We start from the raw sequence: 22,379 nt of genomic DNA, 5'->3' as shown, positions 1-22,379 counted from the left end.
GGCGCCCGACGAGTGGACCAGGATGACCCAGCACCCGAACGAGCAGAGGCCAACGACGTGAGCACCGCACCCCGTGTCCTCGGCGGACGCTACGAGGTCGGCGAGCTCATCGGTCGGGGCGGCATGGCCGACGTCCACCTGGGCCATGACACGCGGCTCGGTCGTCAGGTCGCGATCAAGATGCTGCGCTCGGACCTCGCCCGCGACGCGAACTTCCTCATGCGTTTCCGGCGCGAGGCGCAGTCGGCGGCCGGGCTCAACCACCCGGCGATCGTCGCGATCTTCGACTCGGGCGAGGACGACAGCGTCGTCGAGGGCCCCAACGGCACGCGGACGACCCTGCCCTACATCGTCATGGAGTACGTCGACGGCGAGACGCTGCGCCAGAAGCTGACCGACCAGCAGCAGCTCCAGCCGGCCGAGGCGATCCGCGTCACCGAGGGCATCCTTGACGCCCTGGCCTACAGCCACCGGATGGGCATCGTCCACCGCGACATCAAGCCGGCCAACGTCATGATCACGACCGGTGGGCACGTCAAGGTCATGGACTTCGGCATCGCCCGGGCGATCGCCGACACGGCCGCGACGATGACCCAGACCCAGTCGGTCGTCGGCACCGCGCAGTACCTCTCTCCCGAGCAGGCCCAGGGCCAGACGGTCGACGAGCGGTCCGACCTCTACTCGACCGGGTGCCTCCTGTTCGAGCTGCTCGCCGGCCGGCCGCCCTTCACCGGCGACTCAGCCGTCGCCATCGCCTACCAGCACGTCGGTGAGCTGCCCCAGCCGCCGAGCGTCTTCAACGACGCCGTCGCCGGTGACCTCGACGCCGTGACCCTGCACGCCCTCGCCAAGGACCGCGAGGCCCGCTACCAGGACGCCACGGCCTTCCGCGACGACCTCGAGAACGTCCGGCTCGGCCGCCGGATCAGTGCCGCGGCGCTCGGCACCGCGGCCGCCGTCGGAGCTGCCGCCACCCAGACCCTCCCGCAGGCGTATGCCGCACCGGGCACCCCGACCGCCGTGCAGGCCCCCGTCACCTCCCGGAGCGAGCGCTACGCGAACACCGCGGGCCTGCCCGCCGTCGGCCACGACGAGCTGGAGCAGGACGACCGGAAGGGCGGCACGGGCAAGGCGGTGCTCATCACCGGGCTCGTCATCGCCCTCCTCGCCCTCGTCGGCTGGGGCGGCGTGAAGTGGTTCGGCAACCAGACGCCGAGCGTGACGCTCGTCGCGGTGCCGACGATCGAGGGCATGAAGGAGGACGTCGCGGCGCGCACCCTGGCGACGAACGGTCTCCGCGGTGAGAAGTCCCCGGCAGCGAGCACGACGGTCACCGAGGGTGACGTCATCAGCCAGGACCCCAAGCCGGGGACGAGGATCGCGGAGCAGTCGGTCGTCAAGTACCTCGTGTCGACCGGTCCCGACAACCTCACCGTGCCCGACGTCACCGGCTTCAACAAGGACGACGCACGCACCGAGCTGGAGAAGCAGGGCTTCGTCGTGTCGGGCTTCCAGGAGGAGAACACCCCGGACCAGGCGAAGAACAAGGTGACGAAGACCGAGCCGGCCGCCCAGGCCGTCGTCGCCAAGGGCTCGAAGATCAAGATCTTCTACGCCACCGGCAACGTCAAGGTGCCCGACAACCTCGTCGGCCAGGACTGGGCCCTCGCCGCCGTCGCGCTGCAGAACGCCGGCCTCAGCCCGGTCAAGCAGACCGTCGACTCCGACAAGAACCCCGACGAGGTGCTCTCGGTCGACCGGGCCGGCGACGTCGTCAAGCTCGGCACCCAGATCACCGTCAAGGTCGCGCGCACCCCGAACCAGACGGCGACCGTCACGGTGACGCCCCCGCCGCCCAGCACGACGACGACCAGCCCGGGGACCACGACCCCGCCGCCGACCCCCTAGGGTCAGCACCCGGCATACGGCACAGGGCCCCTCCCGACCGGGAGGGGCCCTTCGTCGTGCGTGCTGGCGTATGCCGTGTCGACCGTCGCGTCAGACGGCGGCGGTCACGAGGGGGCTGAGCCCCGCCGAGCGCTGCACGGCAGCGGTGTCACCGCACAGCGCGAGGAAGTTCGCGAGCATCCGGTGGCCGCCCTCGGTCAGGACGCTCTCGGGATGGAACTGCACCCCGTGCAGCGGCAGGTCGCGGTGGCGCACCGCCATCACGAGGCCCGAGTCGGTGCTGCCGGTGGCGACGAGCTCGTCGGGCAGGGTCGCCGGGTCGATGGTCAGCGAGTGGTAGCGGGTCGCGGTGAAGGGGCTCGGCAGGCCCTCGAGGACGCCGGTGCCGTCGTGGTGCACGAGCGAGGTCTTGCCGTGGAGCAGCTCCGGCGCCCGCCCGACGACCGCACCGGCGACGACGCCGAGCGCCTGGTGCCCGAGGCACACGCCGAACATCGGCGTCCCGATGCGGGCGCACTCACGGATGATGTCCATCGACACCCCGGCGTCCTCGGGAGTGCCCGGGCCGGGCGAGACGAGCACGCCGTCGTAGGCCGCGGCGTCGGTCGCCGGCACCGCGTCGTTGCGCACGACGGTGCACTCGGCGCCGAGCTGCTCGAGGTAGCCGACGATCGTGTAGACGAAGCTGTCGTAGTTGTCGACGACGAGGATGCGGGTGGGGCTGGTCATGCGGGGGCCTCAGAGGGGTGGTGGGGCGCGCTCAGCGGATCGGTGACGCGTACTGGAAGTCGACCGAGCCCGAGTATGCCGGGAACTCGATCGAGCTGTGGGTGTGCAGGGCGTAGCCGAGACCGACGGCGTCGACGTACTGCTTGTAGATGTTGACGGAGGCGTCGGCGTCGAGGCCCTGCTGCATGCGGTCGATGTCGCCGATGGCGGTGATCCGGTAGGGCGGGGCGTAGACGCGGCCCTGGAGGATGAGGGTGTTGCCGACGCAGCGGACGGCGCTCGTCGAGATGACCCGCTGGTCCTGGATCATCATCGCCTCGGCGCCCGAGGTCCAGAGCGCGTTGACGACGGCCTGGACGTCCTGCTGGTGCACGACGATGTCGTCGGCGGTGAAGCCGTCGGGCAGGGAGTCGGCGGTGCGCTTCGCGTCGTCGAGGGTCACCTCGAGGGCGGCGCCCCGGACCTTCGTCGTCGCGGCGGGGGCGGCGAGCTCGTCGGCAGCGCGGGTCAGGCTCGAGAGGTGCTCGTCGGTGGGGGCGTTCGTCTTCGAGAGCGCCTCGACCTCCTTCTGGAGCCCGTCGAGGACGCTCGCCTTCTCCGCGACGCGCGAGTCACCCTCCATGATCAGCTGGGGCAGGTCGCGGTCGGCGCGGAGGTCTCGGCCCTGCGCGGTCTGGAAGCTCATCGCGAACATCACGCCGGCGGAGGCCATGACCACCGGGACGACCAGCCCCCACGTCAGACGGGGTCGGCGGCGGGAGGGCGCGGGGGACGCTTCCGCGTCGTTGGCGTCGTTGGCGTCGTTGGCGTCGTCGACCGTCGCCGGTTCGGGCTGCTCGGCGTGCACGGGCGGCTCAGGCTGCTCGGCGTCCGTCATGACTCGTGTCCTCGCTCGCGCGGACCCTCCGCGCCGCCTCCATTGTGCCTCGTCACGGCTCGTGGACCGACCGGAGGTAGGGCGCGTAGGGGGAGAGCTCGCTGGTCTGGGTGCCTCCGCGGAGGGCGAGCGTCGCCGCGGCGCGGTTGGCCGCGCCGAGCTGGGTGACGAGGTGGGAGATCTCGGCCGCGACGGTGCGCAGCGAGACCCCGAGCTCGCGGGCGATCGCGGCGTCCTTGGTGCCCACGACGAGGCGCCGGGCGACGAGGCACTGCCGCGGGGTGAACGGCGGGCTCGTCCCCTCGGGGACGGCGGGCCTCGATCGGGCCAGGGTCTCGTGCCAGAGCGAGAGGACCCGGTCGACGACGTCGGACCGGGTGGCGAGCCACGCGGTGGGGAAGCCGTCCTCGCTGAGCGGTCCGGCCACGACCGCCGTGGCCTCGTCGGCGATGATGCACTGGAACTGCGCGGGCCCGACCCGGACGTCGGGCTTCTCGGACGACAGCAGCGGGTTGAGCCGCAGGGTGCGCTCCGTCGTGATCGTGAGCAGCGTGAGGCCGCGCTCGATCGAGCGCGCGTTCGTCGTGCGGCTGCCGTCGACCGGGTCGAAGTTCATGATCGGCTGGATCGACCAGACCGAGCGGCGGGTCAGCGGCTCGACCGCGGTCGCCAGGTTGCGCTCGATCTGCTCGGCGCCGACCCCGAGCCGGCGGAAGCCGGGGGTCCTGCCCCCGTCAAGACTGGTGACGGCGAGCCCGTTGACGACGGACGAGAGCTCGACGGCGGCCGCGGCCAGCGAGGGCGCTCGCAGCTGTGCGTCGTCCCTGCTCGGCCCGGAACCCGACATCGGGCTGGTCATCGCATCGTCCCCTGATCTGCTGTCCGTGACTGCCAGCATGCCCGGTTCCGGACTCAGGTCAACTCACTGGACGCACCCCGTCCTGCAGGTTCGTGCAACGGAGGAAGCGCAGACGCGACACGCGGGCCTGCGCCTGTCATCCTCGACCCGGTCACCGGGTGTGGATCGGCGGCGGGCGGGGCGCAGACAGGGGGCGCATCCGCCCGCTCGCCGTCGACAGCCGAGCCACCCGTCGGGGTGCCCCTCGAGACGTTCTCGAGGGGCACCGCCGAGCGCAGGGGGCAACCGGACCGACCGGTCCGTCCGAGGGCATCGCCCCGATCACCGTGCCGGCACGCCTGCACGGGGACGCCGAGCGCGTCATTGGTTACCCTTGCCTCAACTCAGAGCAAGGAGAACGCAGTGCCCGAGTCCAAAGGCCGCGACCACAAGGCGGCGGCATACACCCCGCCCCGCACGAGCAAGGCCGCCGAGCCCAACCCCACCTGGTGGGCGCCCGTCTTCATCACGCTGCTCGTCCTCGGGCTGCTGTGGATCGTCGTCTACTACGTGACCGAGTACAAGTACCCCATCGGGTCCATCGGGGTCTGGAACCTCGGCATCGGCTTCGTCCTGCTCATGGGCGGCTTCATCATGACGATGCGGTGGCGCTGAGCCCACCGAAACCCCGCACCGACCCGCATCCTGAGGGCCGCTCCTGTCATCACGACGGAGCGGCCCTTTTGCACACACCCCACTGGGCGCCGGCTCTCCACACCTGTGGACAGCCGGCGCACGGCTCTCACGTCCACAGCTGTGGATGACGGCCGTGCACAACCTCCAGCGCGGATCGCGCGAGTTATCCACACAGTTGTCCCCAGCTGGGGATGAATGACACATGTGTAACTACATCCACAGGCTTATCCACACCCGGTGGACAACTCTCGGCTCCCAGGGTGGAGAAGGACCCGACGGCCGTCAGAGCCGCGGCAGCCCGAGCTCGTCGACGACCCGCTCGGCGGTGGCGCGGGCGTCTCCGTGCGCGTTGTCCAGGCGCAGGTGACGGTGACCCGGCAGCAGCTGCTCGCCGTCCCGCGCGGGGTCGGTGTTGAGGCGGGCCCGCGACTCGAGGTCGACGACGTGGGAGCGGGCCCACTCGACGTCGCGCTTGCTGCGCTTGTGGTCCATCCGGTCGGTGCCACCCTCGCGGGCCAGCCGCACGTCCTGGGGCGCGTAGAGCTCGACGACGTCGATCGGTGCGCCGGCTCGCTCGACCGGCTCGACGAGCTCGTGCAGCTGCGCGAGGTCGCCGGGGTGGTCGAGGTCGATGGCGAAGGTGAAGACGAGGCCGGGCAGGTCGGCGACGACCGACTCGGCGATGACCTCGCGGCGGATCAGGCCGTTGATCCGCTGGAACGAGGGCGTGCCGAAGTCGTAGACCCCGAGCAGCGGCTCGATCGACATGTGGTTGTGGAAGAGCCGGAAGCCCGTCAGGTCGCACACGGCACGGCCCACCGTCATCTTGCCGACGGCGGGCGGGCCGGTGACGCAGACGAGGTGCACGGCGACCTCAGCCGAAGATGCTGAGCTCGCGGATGGCCTCGGGCACCGTGAGGTACTTGACGACGGTGACGGCGACGAGCAGCACGAGGACGGCGCTGAGCGCGGCCCAGACGAGATGGCGTACGCCCTGTCGTCGGAAGACGACGATGACGCCGGCGCAGACGACACCGGTGACGAGGCCGCCGAGGTGGGCCTGCCACGAGATGCCGGGGTAGAAGAATCCGAAGGCCGCGTTGATGGCGATCGTCGCGTACATCGCCGCCGAGGAGCGTCCGAGGTGCCGGTTGAGGACGAGGAGCGCGCCGAAGAGTCCGAAGATCGCGCCGGACGCGCCGACGACCGGGGTGAGCCACGCGTCGTCGAGGCCGGCCCGCAGACCCGGGATCGTCGGCGATCCCGCGAGGAGCGTCACGGCGACCTGTCCGCCGATGCCGCTGATGAGGTAGAGCGCCGCGAACCGGGCCCGACCGAGCATCGGCTCGAGGTACTGCCCGAGGCTCCACAGCGCGAACATGTTGAGCAGGATGTGGAAGATCGTCGCGGGCGAGTGCAGGAAGGCCGCGGTGACGAAGCGCCACGGCTCGGTCCACCCGACGACCGGCGCGAACGCGAAGTTCTGCGTGACGCTCGGGTTGGCCCGCTGCGCGAGGTAGGCGACGGCGCAGATCGCGATGATCGAGTAGGTGACGACGGGCGTGCCGTCGGTCGCTCGCCCACCGAAGACGGTGCGCGCGCTCGGCGTCGTGCGGGCGGCCTCACGCACGCAGTCGACGCACTGGATGCCGACGGCGGCCGGGCGCTGGCACTCCGGGCAGGCCGGTCGGCCGCAGCGCTGGCAGCGGACGTAGGCCTCCCGGTCGGGGTGGCGCGGGCACACGGACGGACCGGCAGCGGGCTGCGGAACCCCCGGCTCGAGCGGGGGCTGATCCTGCTGGCCGCTGGGTGGGTTGTCAGACAACGGGAGTCCCCCTGCCGGTCACGTCCGTGGGCGGTGGTGCGGTGATGCGGGTGGTGCTGTCGTGCGGGTGGAGCGGAGGCTCAGTCCTCGATGGTGACCGAGTTGATGACGACGTCCTCGACGGGCTTGTCGTTGGCGCCGGTGGAGACGGCACCGATCGCGTCGACGACGTCGCGGGACGCCTGGTCGGCGACCTCACCGAAGATCGTGTGCTTGCCCTGGAGCCAGGTCGTCGCAGCGGTGGTGATGAAGAACTGCGAGCCGTTCGTGCCCTTGCCCATGCGCTTGCCGGCGTTGGCCATGGCGAGGATGTAGGGCTTGGTGAAGTCCTTGTCGGGGCTGATCTCGTCGTCGAACGCGTAGCCCGGACCGCCGAAGCCCTGACCGATCGGGCAGCCGCCCTGGATCATGAAGTTCGGGATGATGCGGTGGAAGATCAGGCCGTCGTAGAACGGGGTCGGGTTGGTCCGACCGGCGTCGTCCTTGTACTCCTTCTCGCCCTTGGCGAGACCGACGAAGTTCTCCACGGTCTTCGGGGCCTGGTGCTCGAAGAGGTCGATGACGATGTCACCGTGGTTCGTGTGCAGGGTTGCCTTCATGGGCCCAATCCTCGCACGACCGAGCACGTATGCCGTCCGGGCGGGTATGCGGCAGGGGTGGCGGAACGCTGGGGGTGGACCCACCGTTGGCCTAGGAGAAGGATCATCCTCACAGCAGTCGAGGACGCGACCCGATGACAGCCGGCCCGGAGCCGGCGCAGGACGGAGTGCCGATGTCGTTCATGGACAAGCTGAAGAAGAAGGCCGAGGAGCTCGACCTCGAGACCAAGGCCAAGCAGCTGCAGGACGCCGCCACGCAGGCGGCGAAGCAGGCGCGTGAGAAGGCGGGTGACTACACCGCGCAGAACCGCGAGAAGATCGACGGCTACGTCGAGACGGCCACGACGAAGATCGACGAGAAGACCGAGGGCAAGTACGCCGACAAGGTGGCCAAGGTCAAGGAGCACGTCGGCCGCGGCGTCGACAAGGTCGCCGAGGGTCACACCTCGGGACCGTCGACCGCCACGGGCGCTGCCGCAGCGGCGGGAGCCACGGACGTGACGGGCGGCGAGCCCTTCCCGGTCGACCCCGACGCCCCGGCCCCGGTGTCGGCCAGCCCGCTCGAGGCCCCGGCCCCGATCGACCGTCCGACGCCGGTCGACGAGCGCGGCTTCGACGCCGCCGCCGGCGACGTGCCGGTCCCGACCCGCGAGGCGCTCACCGACACGACCCTCGAGGACACCGTCCTCGGTCTCGACCACCCGCCGACGGCTCCGGCCGCGCACCCGGGCGCCCCGGCTCCCGAGGACGCCGACGCCGCCCCGCACGTGCCGCGACCGCCGCACGACACCACGAGCTGAACGGAGCGCGTGACGGCATCCGCGATCGGGATCGGTGACGATGCCGTCCACGCACGGAGGCAACCGTGCGGTGAGTGGCCGAAGTTGGCAGGATGGGTAAGGACGAGTGGACTTAGGAGGACGTATGTTCCGAACCAAGCAGTCCCGCACTGAGGCTGCAGTTGACCAGGCACGCTCCGCAGCAGCCGATCTCGGCTCGGCGGCAGGTGACCGGATCGGCACGCTGAAAGACAGCGCCGCTGACACCGCGAGCGATGCCGCCGCAGCCGCCAAGGATCGCGCGTATGCCGCGAAGGACGCCGCGACGCCGGCTGTCCAGGATGCCGCCGGCGCAGCGCGTGAGCGGCTCGTGGCGGCCAAGGAGGCGGCGACGCCTGCGCTCCAGGACGCAGCCGACACGGCCCGTGAGCGCTTCTACGACGCTGCGGCCACGGCCAAGGACGCCGCGGGCGACGCGCTCCACGAGGCGGCCGACCGCGCCAAGCCGAAGGTGGAGGCCGCCCAGTCGACGCTCGTCGACACGGTGCTGCCCAAGGTCGGCGCGGCCATCGCGACCGCCGCAGCCGCCCTCGCGGCCGGCGCCGAGCAGGCTCGCGAGGCGGCCCAGCCGCACCTCGAGCAGGCAGCCGTCCAGGCCAGGGAGTCGGCTGCCGTCGGCGGCCACCGTGCCCAGGACGCCTATTCGGTGCTCAAGGGTGACGCGGTCGCCAAGAAGCGTGGCGGCAAGGGCAAGTGGCTCATCGCCATCGGCCTGACCGCCGCCGCTGTCGCGGCGGTCGCAGCCTTCCGCAAGCAGAAGCAGGCCGACGACCCGTGGGCCACGCCGCTCGACACGCGCGCCGGCGCCGGTGGCGGTGGCTCGACGACCTCGGCCCTGGCCTCCGACGCGGCGACGCTCAAGGACAAGGCGGCCGAGCAGGTCGGCCACGCCAAGGACGCCGTCACCGACGCCGCGAGCAAGGCCAAGGAGAAGGGCTCCGAGCTCGCCGACGCCGCCAAGGACAAGGCCGGCGACCTCGCGGCCAAGGGCCAGGCCGCCATCGCCGACGCGAAGGACCGCTCGGGCGAGGCCGTCGACGACGCGACCGACGCGACGACCGACGCGGTGGACGAGCTCGCGGGTGCACCCGCGACCGCCGAGGGTGAGGTCACCGCGGTCGACGCCGCGCCCGACTCCGACGCGATCACGTCCGATGCGGTCGAGGGCGGCACGATCAACGGCGCCTCGACGAAGTCGTCCCCGCGTGGCTCGGCCAAGGCCAAGCTCGCGCAGGAGAACGGCGACAGCACGAAGTGACACCCTCCGGTGCCGGTCCCCTCGGGGCCCGGCGCCGGACCGGAGGCACACAGAGAAGGACCCGGATGCCGTGGGCATCCGGGTCCTTCTCTGCTTGAGCTGGCTCGCTCCGACAGGGGGACAGAGCGAGCCAGCACATGCAGAAGGGCTGGGCGCGGTTCGTGCGGGCCCAACCCTTCGCTACCACCAGTCTAGACCCTGTCCGGCTGGTTGCGCGAGGGGCTCGATGAAGATTGCATCACATCAAGCGCGTCAGTTCGGTTCCTTCCACGCATCACACCCACGAGCTCCGGTGTCCCTGAAGGGACTCGGAGACTTGCTGCACCACCGAGCATGGCACCAGAGCCGGGGTTACGCCAGAGGAAGATCCCGTGGATTCGCTGTGGGCTCTCGAGCAGGACGGAGATCGTCCAGGACTGTCTGATTTGCCCCGAACTCTTGACGCCCCTTTTCGCCCACCTCTACGGTCCTACCCACAGAGGGTGACTGAATGTGAGCGAAAGGATGCTTGAATGAGCAGTTTCAAACACACAGCGCGGAGAGGGGTGGTGGCCTTCGCGGGCGCCGCCGTCGCCCTCTCGGGCCTGGTGCTGGTCTCCGGCCCGGCACAGGCCGCCGATGCGCACCTCGGTGACGTCACGGCCTACAGCCGCAACGGCGACACCTTTACGTTCGGCTCGGGCGTGGCGAAGCTGCGCGTCGAGGTCGACGACACGGACCTGCTGCGCGTCCAGGTCGCGCCCGACGGCACCTTCACCGACCCCGCGTCGGCGGACCCGGCCGATCCGTCCGCTCCGGACGCCGACATCGTCGTCAAGCGGGACTACGCCGGCGGCGGGTCCAGCGTGACGGACACCGGCACGGCATACGTCATCTCGACGGCCAGGGCGCGGCTCACGGTCACGAAGTCCCCGATCACCCTCCGCCTGCAGGACGCGAGCGGCGCCGAGCTGATGCGTGAGACGGCGCCACTGGCGTGGAGCGCGAGCGGCATGACGCAGACCCTCGCCCGGGGAGCTCAGGAGCAGTTCTTCGGCGGCGGCATGCAGAACGGCCGCTTCAGCCACCGGGACACCTCGATCACGATCAGCCGCGACGACAACTGGGACGACGGCGGCAATCCCAACGCGGCGCCCTTCTACCTCTCCAGCGCGGGCTACGGCGTGCTGCGCAACACCTTCGCGCCCGGCACCTACGACTTCCACGCTCCGGTGCGCACGACGCACCAGGAGCAGCGCTTCGACGCGTACTACTTCGTCGGCGACACGCGGCAGGTGCTCGACGGCTACACCGAGCTGACCGGACGCCCGCTCATGCTGCCGATGTACGCGCTCGAGGTCGGCGATGCCGACTGCTACCTGCACAACGCCAACCGCGGTGAGCGCGAGACGCTGCGCGACACGACCGCGATCGCCGACGGCTACGCGGCCAACCGCATGCCGCTCGGGTGGACGCTCGTCAACGACGGCTACGGCTGCGGCTACGAGGACCTCCCCGAGACGCACGAGATGCTCGTCGACCACGGCTCCGAGCTCGGGCTGTGGACGCAGTCGGACCTGACGAACCAGCCGTACGAGGTCGCGAGCGGCGTGCGCGTGCGCAAGACCGACGTGGCGTGGGTCGGGCCGGGATACCGCTTCGCGCTCGACGCGTGCGAGAAGGCCCGCGACGGGATCGAGTCGGGCAGCACCGACCGCGCGACCGTCCTGACCATCGAGGGGTGGGCAGGCACGCAGCGCTGCGGCGCGATGTGGAGCGGCGACCAGTCGGGCTCGTGGGACTACATCAAGTGGCAGATCCCGACGTATGCCGGCTCGACCCTGTCGGGGCAGCACGTGACGACGGGTGACATCGACGGCATCTTCGGGGGCAGCGCGGACACGTACACGCGTGACCTCCAGTGGAAGATGTTCCTCCCGATGACGTACGCGATGAGCGGGTGGGCGGCCAAGGACAAGCAGCCGTACCGCTACGGCGAGCCGTACACCTCGATCAACCGGAGCTACCTCGAGCTGCACGAGCGGCTGCTGCCCTACCTCTACACGCACACGGTGAACGGGTCCCGCACCGGTCTGGGGCCAACGCGTCCGCTCTACGCCAACTACCCGAAGGACCCCGCGACGTGGGGCGACGCGGCGAAGTACGAGTTCCTCGCCGGTGACGACTTCCTCGTCGCACCGGTCTACTCCGACACCACCGTGCGCGACGGCATCTATCTGCCCGAGGGGACGTGGGTCGACTACTGGACGGGCCGGCTCTACTCCGGCGGGCAGACGGTGAACGGCTACAAGGCGCCGCTCGACCGGCTGCCGCTCTTCGTCCGCGCCGGCGCCGTCGTGCCGATGTTCGCCGAGGGCACGCTCGACTGGAAGGCCGGCAAGGACTCGGGCCGCCTCGACCTCGACGTCTATCCGTCGGGCACGTCGACCTTCACGAACTACGAGGACGACGGCCGCTCGCAGGCGTGGAAGTCCGGCGCGAGCGCGTCCCAGCGCTTCGACGTCGCGGCGCCTGCGACCGGCATGGGTCCGGTGACGGTGACCCTCGGGTCGGTGAACGGCTCGTACGCCGGCAAGCCTGCCTCGCGTGGCTACGGCCTGGCCGTGCACACGAACACGGCGCCCTCGGCGATTGCCGTCGACGGGGTGGAGGTCGGTGGCGTGGCCTCGACGTCGGCGCTCGACGCCACTGCCTCCGGGTGGTTCTACGACGCCGCCACGGGCGTCATCCACGTCAAGACGGCGTCGGTGTCGACGGGCACCTCGCACTCGGTGCGGATCACCGGTGCCGGCGCGGTCGGGGGCGCCCAGCCGGGTGAGTTGAACGCGACCCTCGACGTCACGGCCCCGGTCATCTCGGTGCCCGGGGAGGGCCGCGAGGTCTCGGCGACGTTCACGAACGCGACGGGCAAGCCGGTCCAGGTGACGTCGGCGTCGGTCGGCGTCCCGTCCGGCTGGACGTCGGTGGCCTCCGGGCCGACGACGGCCACGGACCTCAAGGACGGTGGCACGTTCACCGCCCGCTTCAGCGTGACACCCCCGGCAGGAGCTACACCCGGGTCGTATGCCGTGACGGCCTCGGCGGCATACACCGTGCGGGACGTCTCACGGACCGTCACGGACACCACGAAGACGCGGCTGGCGTTCCCGTCGCTCGCGAGCGCCTTCAGCAACGTCGGCGTCACGGCACAGGCGTCGCCGGCCGCCGGTGACATCGACGGCGGCGGCTCGAGCTTCATCGCCGAACGGCTTGCGGCGCAGGGCGTCTCGCCCGGGGCGAAGGTTCCCGCAAACGGCTTCGACTTCACCTGGCCGTCGTCGCAGCCGGGGACGAAGGACAACGTCGCGTCGGCCGGCGAGACGATCCAGGTCTCGGGGCGGGGCAACGCCCTGGCGTTCCTCGGGACGGGGACGAGTGGCTCGGCGGGTGGTGCGGCGACCGTGCACTACACGGATGGCTCGTCGGCCGCGGTGACCGTCGGCTTCCCGAACTGGTGCTGCCTCGCGACCGACACCTACGGCGCCAAGACGGCCGTCACGACGATGGGCAAGAACACGCCGACCGGATCGGCATACCCGACCGTCGCGTACCGGCTCTACACGAAGACGGTGCGGCTCGACCCGGCCAAGGAGGTCACCGCGGTGACGCTGCCGGCCAACTCGGCGGTGCACGTCTTCGCGATGACCGTGGGCACCGAGGACGTCGTGCCGCCGCCGATCGCCGACGGGCAGTACTCGCTCGGCAACGTCGGGTCGGGGCTCGCCCTCGAGGCGCCGGGGGCCGACTTGGCCCAGCTCGGCACCGCGGCGGTGTCGTCGTCGGCCGCGCAGAAGTGGGTCGTGACGCTGCAGGACTCGGGCGCGTACCAGGTGAAGAACGCGCAGAGCGGGCAGTGCATGGACGTCTTCTCGAGCTCGCAGACGTCGGGCGCGCTCGTCGGGCAGTACACCTGCACCGGGACGACGAACCAGCAGTGGAACGTCACGCGGTCGGGCACGCAGCTGAAGCTGACGGCCAAGCACAGCGGACTGTCGCTCGCGGTCGACGGCTCCGGCAAGGTCGTCCAGGTGACCGACACCGGTGCGGCGACCCAGCGCTGGACGGCGACGGCGAGCTAACCGCCGCCGGGTCGGGCCCGGGACGGGCCCGGTTCGAGGTATTGCGCGCGTGGGAACGCGCACGTGAGTACCTCGAACCGGGCCTGCGCTATGTCCCAATCGTGTCGGTCCGCACTGCTACGTTCTGCTCGCCCGGCAGCCGCCGGAGCAACAGGGGACTCACAGAAGGCACCTCACACATGCGTTCAGCACTGCAGCGCGTGGGAGCGGCACTGGCGGGGGCGTTGATCGCCACCTCGGTCGTCGCCGCTCCTGCATCCGCCGAACCCGCCACCCTCTCGGGGACGGTCGTCGACGACGCCACGGGCGCCGCCGTCCCGGCCTGCGTCATCGTCTACGACACGTCGTACTCGTACATCGACCAGGCCTGCACCGACGAGCTCGGCGCGTGGAGCGTCACCACGACCGAGTCCGGCGTCGCCTACAAGGTCGAGATCCAGCCCTACGACGGCGTCCACCTGCCCGAGTGGGCCACGGACGCCGACGGCTTCGACTCAGCGGCCGAGGTCGTGGCTCCAGCAACCGTCGCGGCGCGGGTGGCCGAGGGCGCCGTCGTCACGGGGCACCTCACCCGGTCCGACGGCTCGCCCGCCGACGGCACCTCGGTGTCGCTGTGGCCCGAGAACGCTGCCGCCGCCACGGGTTTCGCCTACGTCTCGGACGGCACCTGGCGCGCGCTCGTCGCTCCGGGGAGCTACCAGGTCGAGTTCAGCAACCAGCCGTTCCACCAGTGGGCCACCGGTGCGGCTGACCGCGGAGCAGCCACGGTGTTCACCGCTGCTGCCGGTGCCGACACGACCGTCGACGACGTCCTGACCGTCGAGGAGGCGGTGTCGCTCGAGGGGACCATCACCGACGCCCGGACCGGAGCACCCCTCGACGGCTGCGTCACGGCCTACGTCGCGGAGACCTACGACTACGCCTCCTCCGCGTGCACCGGATGGGAAGACGGCACGACGGGCCAGTGGAAGATCTACGGGCTGCCCGTCGGGGTCGGCTACAAGGTCGAGGTCAGCAGCTACGACGGGATCCACCTCGGCGAGTGGGCCCAGGACGCGTCCGACTTCGGCACGGCCGACGAGTACGTCACCCCGGCGACCGTCGACGTCGCCCTCGCCACCGGCAGTTCCCTGACCGGCACCCTGCGCGGGACCGACGGTCAGCCCGTCTCGGACGGCTACGTCTACATCGAGCCCGACGACGGCTCGCCGAGTCTCTACGCGTCGATCGAGATGGACGGGACGTGGCGGTCCGTCGTCGCTCCCGGCGCCTACCGCGTCGAGCTCTCGTCCGGAGGCGCGGACCAGTGGGCCGTCGGAGCCTCGACCCGCGACGAGGCCACGGTCTTCACCGTCGGTGAGGGCGAGACCGTCGACGCGTCCGACCAGCTGCTGCCCGGAGCACAGGTCAGCGGCACCGTCACGAGCACGACCGGCGCTCCCGTCGAGGGCGCGTGCGTCGACGTCATCCGGATGCCCGTCGTCGACTGGCCCGAGACGGCGGGCCAGGCCTGCACCGACGCATCGGGCCACTACGAGGCCGACCTCTGGGGCGGTGGAGGCACCTTCACGGCGCGCATCTCCGACCCGGAGGGCCGGTTCGTCCAGGAGTACTACGACGACAAGGCGACCCTGACGGCCGCCGACACGTTCAGCGTCGTCGGTGGCCGGCCGACCATCGTCGACGCGGCCCTCGCGAAGGGCGCGACGATCAGCGGCCTCGCCGTCGACGCCAAGCTCGGCACGCCTCTCGACGGCGCCTGCCCCGACGCGTACGTCGGCCACGCCGGCGCGCGCGTCGACGGCCAGGTCGCGACGTGCAGCGACGCGACCGGCCGTTGGACGGTCTCAGGCCTCCCGGCCGGGTCGTATGCCGTCCACCTCGGGATGGGCCACGGCCCCTACCCGTCGGGCGACGTCTGGGCGTTCAAGGCGACCTCGCAGGCGACAGCCGACCTCGTCACGGTCAAGGCCGGCGCGACGAAGACGATCCGCAACGTCAAGATCGACCCGCCGGTGACGATCTCGGGCCGGATCACCGACCCGTTCGGCAACCCCGTGGAGGGGGCCACCGTCAACCCGCGTGGGCAGCTGCTCGACCGCAGCGGCGAGTGCTTCGACTGCGCCACGACCGACGCGGACGGGCGCTACACGCTCGGCCCGATCGCGGCGGGCACCTACCGTCCGGTTGTCTACACCGGCTACTTCAGCTCGGGCACGTGGGCACCGGAGTGGACGGGCAACTCGACGACGTACGAGGGTGCGACGCCGATCACGATCAAGGCGGGGCGGTCCGCCGCCTTCTCGGCACAGCTCGCGCCGGCCAGCACGATCTCCGGCGAGCTCGTCAACGCCGATGGGTCTCCTGCCGGCGAGGGCTGGATCGGGTTCATCGAAAGCTCGACCGGTGCACACATGGGTGACTTCGACGTGTTCGGTGGCAACACCTTCCGGCCCGTCACCCTGCCGGCCGGCGACTTCCGCATCCACCTCGAGAACGCCTACACGGGCGAGGAGGCCTGGTACGACTCGTCGTCGACCGAGTCCGGCGCCACCGTCGTCACCCTCCGTGAGGGCGAGAACCGCTACCTGACGATCCACCTGCCGGCGTCGGCTCGCTGAGTCGAGCGCCGGGTCGGGCCCGGTTCGAGGTAGTCCGCGCGTGGAAACACGCACGCGACCACCTCGAACCGGGCCTTCGTCGTCTCAGGAACCGGTCGCCGGCAGGCCGTAGGCGCGGACGGCGTTGTCGCGGGCGATCATCCGGACGACCCTGCTGGCGTCCACGGCGGACCACTCGTCGGCGTCGACGAAGCCACCGACCACCCGGGCGATCGCGTTGCGCCACAAGCGTGCTCCGAGGAAGTGCAGCTCGGACGGACCACAGGCGTCCGAGCTGTAGAGCACCTGGCCGAAGGGGGCGAGCTCGAGGCTGCGAGCCACGAGCGCGGTCGCCCGCGCCCCGATGAAGTTCACCGAGAGCCCGACGTCGAGGAAGACGTTGCGGAAGGCCTGCGCGAGGTAGCCGGCCTGTCGCTCGAAGGGGTAGCAGTGCAGCAGCATGACCGGCACGCGCGCGATCTCGGGCAGCCGGAGGAGGTCGGTGAGGAGCAGGGGGTCGGAGCGGCGCAGGTCCATGTCCCGGTCGCCGAGGCCGACGTGGAGCTGCAGGGGCAGTCCCAGCTCGGCCGCCTCGTGGATGCCGAAGGCGATGAGCCGCGGGTCGGTGAGTCGGACCGAGCCGGTGCGTGCCACGTCCCTGAGCCAGGCCGCGACGTGGTGTTCGACCTGGGCGTCGCTCGGACGGCTCAGGTCGACGTCGAACCCCGCACGGTAGGCGAGCACCGACTTCACCGCGACGCCACCACGCGCCCGCTCGGCGAGCAGCGTGCGGAATGCGGCGGCATACGCCGTCGGCTCGATCCCGTCGGCCACCAGCGACTCGGCGAGGGACTCGAGCCTCACGACCTCGTGGGCGCGGCCGCCGCCGGTGGCGGCGAGCTCGGTGGGCGTCAGCAGGTCGTCCGCTCGATGCCCGGTGTCGACGAGCCAGTCGCTGACCCCCGCCGCGGCGAGGAAGCGCCGGTTGACCTCGTCCTCGCCGAGCTCGGACCGCCGGGCCCAGTAGTCGTCGGGACTGGCGTGGCGGTCGAGCCCGAGCAGGGGAGCGCACCACGCACGGACCGCGAAGCCCACCTGGCTGTCGAAGGGGTCGACGTCGGGAAGCAGGGGGTCGGTGTCGGCCTCGTTGAGCGCGTCGCCGTAGGCCGCCCGGCTGGGAGCCGCTCGGAAGGCGCCGTGCACGTGGTGGTCGACGAGGGGCGTGGCGGCGAGCTCGGCGAGCAGGTCGCGTGCGGCTCCGTCGAGGCCGAGCGTCATCTCAGATCGACCAGGTGAGTCGGAGACGCTCGCAGAGCTGCTCAGGTGCGAGGCCCGCGAAGGCGTCCCGCTCGTGGCGTCGGACGGCGAGCAGGGCTGCCGCCGCCCGCTCACCGAGGACGCGCTCAGCGACCGATCCGGTGAAGGCGTCGAGAATCGCACCCTGATCGGTCAGGACGAGCGAGAGTCCGGTCCGCGCGCGGTCGGCGTCGTCGAGCTGACCTGTGTCGCGGACGGTTTCAGGCGGGAGCGGCAACCGGCGCTGGATGCCGTCATGGATCAGGCCGAGCAGCACCGCCGAGGCGAGGTAGGGGTTTGCCGACGGGTCCGCGAGCTTCGCCTCGATGTTCGCTCCGTGCGGGTTCGAGGGTCCGCCGGCGAGGAATCGCACTGCGGCCTCGCGGTTCTCGGCGCCCCAGCAGATCGTCGCTCCCGACCACAGACCGGGTCGGAGCCTACGACCCGAGACGATCGAGCCCGTGAGGACGGCCTGCGCCCCGATGAGCCCGTCGAGAAGCCCGGCGATGGCGTGCCCACCCCGCGTCGACAGGCGGTGCGGCGTCGTGACGGCCGGGTCGTCGAAGAGGTTGACGCCCTCGGAGGCGAGGGAGAGGTGCTGGTGCGCGCCGTTGCCGACCGTGCTGGCGAAAGGGACCGGTGAGAAGGAGGCCGCCAGGCCGTGCGCGCGGGTGACGATCCCGATGACGGTCTTGAGCAGGACCACCGAGTCCGCGGCCTCGACGGGGCCTGCCGGCGCCAGCGACACCTCGAGCTGGTGGGGGCCGTACTCCGCATGGAGCTGCTCGATCCCGAGCCCGGCAGCCGTCGCGACATCGACGATCTCGGCGATGAGCGCCGATCGGTCGACGACGGCCGACAGGCCGTAGGGCGTCCATGCGCCGTGCGGGAGCGCAGAGCCGTCCGGTGCGACGAGGACGAACTCGAGCTCGTGGCCGACCCGGGCGGTCAGGCCGGCGGCGGCCAGCCGGGCGACCACCTCGGCCAGGACGTGCCGCGGCGCGGTCGGGTCCGGCTCGCCGTCCTGCGTCACCACGTGGGTGGGCCCAGCAGCCAGCCCACCGGGCAGCACGCGTACGCCCTCGGGCACGAGACGCATCCGCAGGTCGCCGACCGCGTCGTAGAACGGCGTGAACTGGATCGAGCCGTCGAGGGAGTAGCCGTGGTGGACCGGCGACATGCCGGCTCCGGCGGCGGCGAAGGCGGCCGTGCGCTCGACGGGCATCGACTTCGCGTGGACGAGGTTGGAGGCGTTGGTCGCCCACCCGGCCACGACGCGTACGCCTTGGCGGGTGAGGGACTCGGTGAGGTCATCGGCGTCCGGCACGCTCGAGCTCATGACGGCAGTCTGCCCCCGCCCGACCCGTCCCGGCGCCCCAACGACCGGACCCGCGGGCCCGGGAGTGTCTCCTGACCTGTTGAAAGCCACGTCTCGCTCGCGCCGGGCCCCGCTACCATCGAAAGGAAGCGGGTCCGGCGCCGTGAGGTGGGCCGATGGGGACGAGCATTGACGTGACGCTCCACGAGCGTGGGGCCGATGCCGCGCGTGTCGACCTGCTGCACCGACAGTTCCGTCAGGAGCTGCGGCACGTGGACGCCGTCGATGTCGTGCCGTCGCCAGGACAGCGCCCCGGACCGGTCGAACCCGGCGCGCGCGGGCTGGACCCCGAGACGATGAACGCCTTGGCCGTCGCGGTGATCGGATCAGGTGGTCTCGCGGGGCTCATCTCGTCGCTGCGGGCGTGGCTCGGGCGCGCGTCCGAGGAGACGCGAAGCGTGCGGCTCGAGATCAGCGGCGACGTCATCGAGCTGTCCGGGGCCACCTCGGTCGAGCAGGAGGACCTGCTCAGGATCTTCTTGGCGCGGCACGGGGCACCGCCGCCATGAACGACACCGCGGCGGCCGGCGCCCGGCGAGCGCTCATCATCGCCAACGACACCTACGACCACGCGAGCCTCGGCCAGCTGCGCGCCCCCGAGGCCGACGCGCGCGCCCTCGCGGCCGTCCTCGGCGATCCGGAGATCGGCGGCTTCGAGGTGTCGGTCGTGCACAACGCCGCCTCCTACGAGGTGCAGTCGCACATCGACGACCTCTTCACGGAGAGTCGCCCGGACGACCTGCTGCTGCTGCACTTCTCGGGCCACGGGCTCAAGAGCGACTCGGGCGAGCTGTTCGTCGCGGCGCGCAACACCCGCCCGGACCGGCTGGGATCCACGGCGGTGCCGGCCGACTTCATCCAGCGCTGCATGCGCACCGCGCGGGCTCGCACCATCGTGCTCTTCCTCGACTGCTGCTACGGCGGTGCCTTCGGCGAGGGCGTCGCGGTTCGGGCGGCCGGACCGGTGAACGTCATGGAGAGCTTCCCGGCCGGGCGCCTGGGAGGCGGCCGCGGGCGCGCGGTGATCAGTGCCTCGAGCGCCATGGAGTACGCGTTCGAGGGGACGACCCTGACCAGCGACCACGAGGTCCAGCCGTCGGTCTTCACCTCGGCGGTCGTGCACGGGCTGCTGACGGGCGAGGCGGACCGCGACGAGGACGGCCTCGTGTCGCTGGGCGAGCTCTACGACTACGTCTTCGACCGGGTCCGAGAACAAAATCCCCGTCAGACACCCGGGCGGGACGTCGAGATGTCCGGCGACGTCTACCTCGCGAAGAGCCGCCACAAGAAGGTGCGGCCGGTGCCGATCCCGGAGGCGATCGTGGCGGCCCTGCGTGAGCCCGACCCGACCTACCGACGCGGTGCCGTCGTCGAGCTCCGCGACCGGCTCGGACACCCCGACCTGGGCGTTGCGCTCGGCGCACTCGAGGCGCTCCAGGCCGTCGCCCGCGCCGACACGAAGTCCGTCGCCGACGATGCCGCCGCTGTCATCGACGCCTCGGCACCGCGGGTCAGCCCTCCGGCCCTGGACTTCGGCGAGATCGCCTTCGGAGCTGCGGTCGCTGTCGAGCGCGAGCTGCAGGTGGCCGGCGTGCCGCTGGCACGAGAGGTCCGCGTCGAGGCCGACCCACCGCTCAGCGCTGTCGTGGACGGTTCCATCGTGACCGTGACCTTCTCCCCGACCGACAGGCCGTATGCCGGCAGCCTCACCCTGACGAGTCCGACGGGGTCCGTCATCGTGCCGGTCACCGCCTCGGTCGGACGTCGGACGGGGTTCCTCGAGTCACCTCCACGCCCGCCCGAGCCCGCAGCGACCGCGGCCAGCGTGACGGACCTCGACTCCCAGTCCGGACCCGATGACGAGGAGTTCGTCGGTCGACGCCTGCGGCCCGTCGAGACCTCACGCGACGACGCGTCCGTGTCAGGGCCTGCGTCGGGGTCGTCGGCCACCGTCGTGGGACCGACCGCTGCACCGGCGGAAGCCGAGTCGGTATCCCCGCCCCAACCGTCCGCTCCACCCGCGACACCCGACGAGCCTGCCGTCCCCAGCGACCTTCCCGCGCAGCCCGACCCCGTCACGGCCGCCGCGGCACACCGCACGACGGCGCCTGTGTGGCGACGAGTCGCGGGTGGGGCGACCCTCGTCGGTGGGCTCCTCCTCCTCCTGAGCATCTTCCTGCCCTGGTTCGACAGCGGGACCTACGCGGACAACGCACCCGAGCAGCTCCCCGCAGCAATCACCCGTGGCCTGCTGGCTCTGGCCGCCGGGGTCACGATGCTCGTGCCCCGTGTCAGGGCAGCAGTGGCGGTGGCGCTGCTCACCTCGACCGGCGCCGCCTGCGGTGCAGGCTCGCTCACCCTCGTCGGGGTGTTCAACGCGTCCGGCGCCGACCGCGTCGACATCGGCTGGCTGGTGGCGTTGGTCGGTGAGCTCCTCGTCGGCGCAACAGCGCTCGCGACCCTGCTGGCCGTGACGTCGCGGACACGGGTGCCGTTCCGACGGTTCGACCAGCGTGCCTGGCGCTCGGTCGTGACCCTGTGCCTCGGCATCGCGACGACCGCCGTCTTCATCGCGTACGCCATCCATGTCGCCGATCAGGCCTCGACGTACTGGGGGGCTGTGACCTTGGTCTGGGGTCTGTTGACCTTGGCGTTCACCGTGTCCGCGGTGCTGCTGAAGGCCGCCGTGGGCCGGGCGCTGCTCTGCGGGTGGGCCGTCGGCGCCCTGAGCTACTCGGTGTCGGAGTGGGTCTACCTCAACCGCATGGACAGCGATCCACACGCCGTCCCGGTGCTGACCTTCGCGTGCGGGCTGCTCCTGCTGGCTGCAGCGGCGCTCCGCGACGGGTCGATCGACGGACCGACACCTCCCGCCACCTGATCGGGCGTGACGTCGCGCATCAGATCGCGCGCTCGATGTCGTCAGGACGCACCGATCGCACGATCTCGCGCCCGAAGAGCCAGCTCCATCACGCCATGACCCAGACCCGAGAGCACGAACGACCTCGCCCGATGGACGAGGTCGTTGCTGGTGGAGCCAAGGGGACTCGAACCCCTAACCCCCTGCTTGCAAAGCAGGTGCGCTACCAATTGCGCCATGGCCCCGAGTGAGGGAGAGCGGCCTCAGGCCGAGGTGTCGGCCTCGTCGGTCGCCGTGGGGGCGGTGGCCGGTGCGACGGGCGCCTGCACGTCGTCGGTGGCCTGGGTCCACAGGTCCTGCTCGGCCTGCTGCTGCTTGGCCTTCTTGCGAAGGAAGACGACGCCGGCGACGGCTGCACCGACGAGGGCGAGACGCTTCAGCATGCGAGGGATCCTCTCCGTGGTGGCGGTGATGGTGGGCCTAGGAGGACTTGAACCTCCGACCTCTTCCTTATCAGGGAAGCGCTCTAACCGTCTGAGCTATAGGCCCATCGTCACC

Annotated in this window: 17 protein-coding genes and 2 tRNA genes; 8 read left to right on the top strand and 11 right to left on the bottom strand. The window is 71.2% G+C overall.

The genetic code is table 11. The features are described from left to right. The first annotated feature begins 57 nt into the window (after positions 1-57). Complete coding sequence (gene pknB, locus ASH01_RS20430) at positions 58-1,908, top strand: Stk1 family PASTA domain-containing Ser/Thr kinase (protein ID WP_056780534.1); 1,851 nt, start codon at positions 58-60, stop codon at positions 1,906-1,908. Between the two features lie 90 nt (positions 1,909-1,998). Here the strand turns inward: pknB and ASH01_RS20425 are convergent, their stop codons facing one another. The 3 genes from ASH01_RS20425 to ASH01_RS20415 are packed head-to-tail and all read right to left on the bottom strand — an operon-like array spanning position 1,999 to position 4,373. After that, positions 1,999-2,637 (bottom strand): aminodeoxychorismate/anthranilate synthase component II, encoded by a 639-nt coding sequence (locus ASH01_RS20425; RefSeq protein WP_056780530.1) that lies wholly within the window; start codon positions 2,635-2,637, stop codon positions 1,999-2,001. A gap of 31 nt (positions 2,638-2,668) precedes the next feature. Beyond that, positions 2,669-3,514, bottom strand: coding sequence for a DUF881 domain-containing protein (locus ASH01_RS20420; RefSeq protein ID WP_056780525.1), 846 nt, complete (start codon positions 3,512-3,514; stop codon positions 2,669-2,671). 52 nt (positions 3,515-3,566) lie between these two features. Then, positions 3,567-4,373: a helix-turn-helix transcriptional regulator gene (locus tag ASH01_RS20415; RefSeq protein WP_056780522.1), complete on the bottom strand. Its 807-nt coding sequence runs from the start codon at positions 4,371-4,373 to the stop codon at positions 3,567-3,569. 402 nt (positions 4,374-4,775) lie between these two features. Here ASH01_RS20415 and ASH01_RS20410 point away from each other — a divergent pair, with 402 nt between their 5' ends. Continuing rightward, entirely contained in the window at positions 4,776-5,027 is a 252-nt protein-coding gene (locus ASH01_RS20410; RefSeq protein WP_056780519.1) for a cell division protein CrgA, read from the top strand. A 303-nt stretch (positions 5,028-5,330) separates the two neighbouring features. On the opposite strand, the gene ASH01_RS20405 is transcribed toward ASH01_RS20410, so the two are convergent. From ASH01_RS20405 to ASH01_RS20395, 3 genes are all read right to left on the bottom strand, one after another. Next, a complete protein-coding gene (locus tag ASH01_RS20405; protein WP_056780515.1) occupies positions 5,331-5,915 on the bottom strand; it encodes a hypothetical protein in 585 nt (194 codons plus the stop codon). A gap of 7 nt (positions 5,916-5,922) precedes the next feature. Continuing rightward, entirely contained in the window at positions 5,923-6,873 is a 951-nt protein-coding gene (locus tag ASH01_RS20400; RefSeq protein ID WP_056780512.1) for a rhomboid family intramembrane serine protease, read from the bottom strand. An 80-nt stretch (positions 6,874-6,953) separates the two neighbouring features. Next, a complete protein-coding gene (locus ASH01_RS20395) occupies positions 6,954-7,472 on the bottom strand; it encodes a peptidylprolyl isomerase (RefSeq protein ID WP_056780509.1) in 519 nt (172 codons plus the stop codon). A 134-nt stretch (positions 7,473-7,606) separates the two neighbouring features. On the opposite strand from ASH01_RS20395, the gene ASH01_RS20390 reads away from it, so the two are divergent. The 4 genes from ASH01_RS20390 (at position 7,607) to ASH01_RS20375 (ending at position 16,308) form a co-directional block, all read left to right on the top strand. Further along, positions 7,607-8,272: an Rv0909 family putative TA system antitoxin gene (locus ASH01_RS20390; RefSeq protein WP_056780505.1), complete on the top strand. Its 666-nt coding sequence runs from the start codon at positions 7,607-7,609 to the stop codon at positions 8,270-8,272. A gap of 124 nt (positions 8,273-8,396) precedes the next feature. Next, entirely contained in the window at positions 8,397-9,569 is a 1,173-nt protein-coding gene (locus tag ASH01_RS20385) for a hypothetical protein (protein ID WP_056780503.1), read from the top strand. Between the two features lie 512 nt (positions 9,570-10,081). Further along, complete coding sequence (locus tag ASH01_RS20380) at positions 10,082-13,687, top strand: RICIN domain-containing protein (RefSeq protein WP_056780500.1); 3,606 nt, start codon at positions 10,082-10,084, stop codon at positions 13,685-13,687. A gap of 179 nt (positions 13,688-13,866) precedes the next feature. Beyond that, entirely contained in the window at positions 13,867-16,308 is a 2,442-nt protein-coding gene (locus ASH01_RS20375; protein ID WP_156415687.1) for a carboxypeptidase-like regulatory domain-containing protein, read from the top strand. A gap of 84 nt (positions 16,309-16,392) precedes the next feature. Here ASH01_RS20375 and ASH01_RS20370 read toward each other — a convergent pair whose 3' ends face one another. Together ASH01_RS20370 and ASH01_RS20365 are read right to left on the bottom strand one after the other, a co-directional pair. After that, a complete protein-coding gene (locus tag ASH01_RS20370) occupies positions 16,393-17,565 on the bottom strand; it encodes an amidohydrolase family protein (protein WP_056780495.1) in 1,173 nt (390 codons plus the stop codon). A gap of 1 nt (position 17,566) precedes the next feature. Further along, the gene (locus tag ASH01_RS20365; protein ID WP_056780491.1) at positions 17,567-18,922 is read right to left on the bottom strand and encodes a glutamine synthetase family protein; all 1,356 of its coding nucleotides are present in this window, start codon (positions 18,920-18,922) and stop codon (positions 17,567-17,569) included. Between the two features lie 155 nt (positions 18,923-19,077). Between ASH01_RS20365 and ASH01_RS20360 the strand changes: the two genes are divergently transcribed. After that, positions 19,078-19,470, top strand: coding sequence for an effector-associated constant component EACC1 (locus ASH01_RS20360; protein ID WP_156415686.1), 393 nt, complete (start codon positions 19,078-19,080; stop codon positions 19,468-19,470). Continuing rightward, positions 19,467-21,842: a caspase family protein gene (locus tag ASH01_RS20355; RefSeq protein ID WP_056780484.1), complete on the top strand. Its 2,376-nt coding sequence runs from the start codon at positions 19,467-19,469 to the stop codon at positions 21,840-21,842. Before ASH01_RS20360 ends, ASH01_RS20355 begins: the two co-directional genes overlap by 4 nt. A gap of 148 nt (positions 21,843-21,990) precedes the next feature. Here the strand turns inward: ASH01_RS20355 and ASH01_RS20350 are convergent. The 3 genes from ASH01_RS20350 to ASH01_RS20340 form a co-directional block, all read right to left on the bottom strand. After that, positions 21,991-22,066: transfer RNA gene (locus ASH01_RS20350), tRNA-Ala, on the bottom strand. Positions 22,067-22,084: 18 nt separating this feature from the next. Then, complete coding sequence (locus tag ASH01_RS20345) at positions 22,085-22,264, bottom strand: DLW-39 family protein (protein WP_056780483.1); 180 nt, start codon at positions 22,262-22,264, stop codon at positions 22,085-22,087. 29 nt (positions 22,265-22,293) lie between these two features. Next, positions 22,294-22,370: transfer RNA gene (locus ASH01_RS20340), tRNA-Ile, on the bottom strand. Positions 22,371-22,379: the final 9 nt, after the last annotated feature.

The sequence above is a fragment of the Terrabacter sp. Soil811 genome (assembly GCF_001429655.1).
Lineage (GTDB): Bacteria > Actinomycetota > Actinomycetes > Actinomycetales > Dermatophilaceae > Terrabacter.
This window is presented reverse-complemented; position numbering and strand designations above follow the sequence as displayed.

Coding starts and splice junctions, on each gene's coding strand:
- ASH01_RS20365 (WP_056780491.1), bottom strand. CDS start 18,922: ATGAGCTCGAGCGTGCCGGACGCCGATGACCTCACCGAGTCCCTCACC.
- ASH01_RS20380 (WP_056780500.1), top strand. CDS start 10,082: ATGAGCAGTTTCAAACACACAGCGCGGAGAGGGGTGGTGGCCTTCGCG.
- ASH01_RS20415 (WP_056780522.1), bottom strand. CDS start 4,373: ATGACCAGCCCGATGTCGGGTTCCGGGCCGAGCAGGGACGACGCACAG.
- ASH01_RS20395 (WP_056780509.1), bottom strand. CDS start 7,472: ATGAAGGCAACCCTGCACACGAACCACGGTGACATCGTCATCGACCTC.
- ASH01_RS20355 (WP_056780484.1), top strand. CDS start 19,467: ATGAACGACACCGCGGCGGCCGGCGCCCGGCGAGCGCTCATCATCGCC.
- ASH01_RS20360 (WP_156415686.1), top strand. CDS start 19,078: ATGGGGACGAGCATTGACGTGACGCTCCACGAGCGTGGGGCCGATGCC.
- ASH01_RS20420 (WP_056780525.1), bottom strand. CDS start 3,514: ATGACGGACGCCGAGCAGCCTGAGCCGCCCGTGCACGCCGAGCAGCCC.
- ASH01_RS20345 (WP_056780483.1), bottom strand. CDS start 22,264: ATGCTGAAGCGTCTCGCCCTCGTCGGTGCAGCCGTCGCCGGCGTCGTC.
- ASH01_RS20390 (WP_056780505.1), top strand. CDS start 7,607: ATGACAGCCGGCCCGGAGCCGGCGCAGGACGGAGTGCCGATGTCGTTC.
- ASH01_RS20370 (WP_056780495.1), bottom strand. CDS start 17,565: ATGACGCTCGGCCTCGACGGAGCCGCACGCGACCTGCTCGCCGAGCTC.
- ASH01_RS20385 (WP_056780503.1), top strand. CDS start 8,397: ATGTTCCGAACCAAGCAGTCCCGCACTGAGGCTGCAGTTGACCAGGCA.
- ASH01_RS20375 (WP_156415687.1), top strand. CDS start 13,867: ATGCGTTCAGCACTGCAGCGCGTGGGAGCGGCACTGGCGGGGGCGTTG.
- ASH01_RS20425 (WP_056780530.1), bottom strand. CDS start 2,637: ATGACCAGCCCCACCCGCATCCTCGTCGTCGACAACTACGACAGCTTC.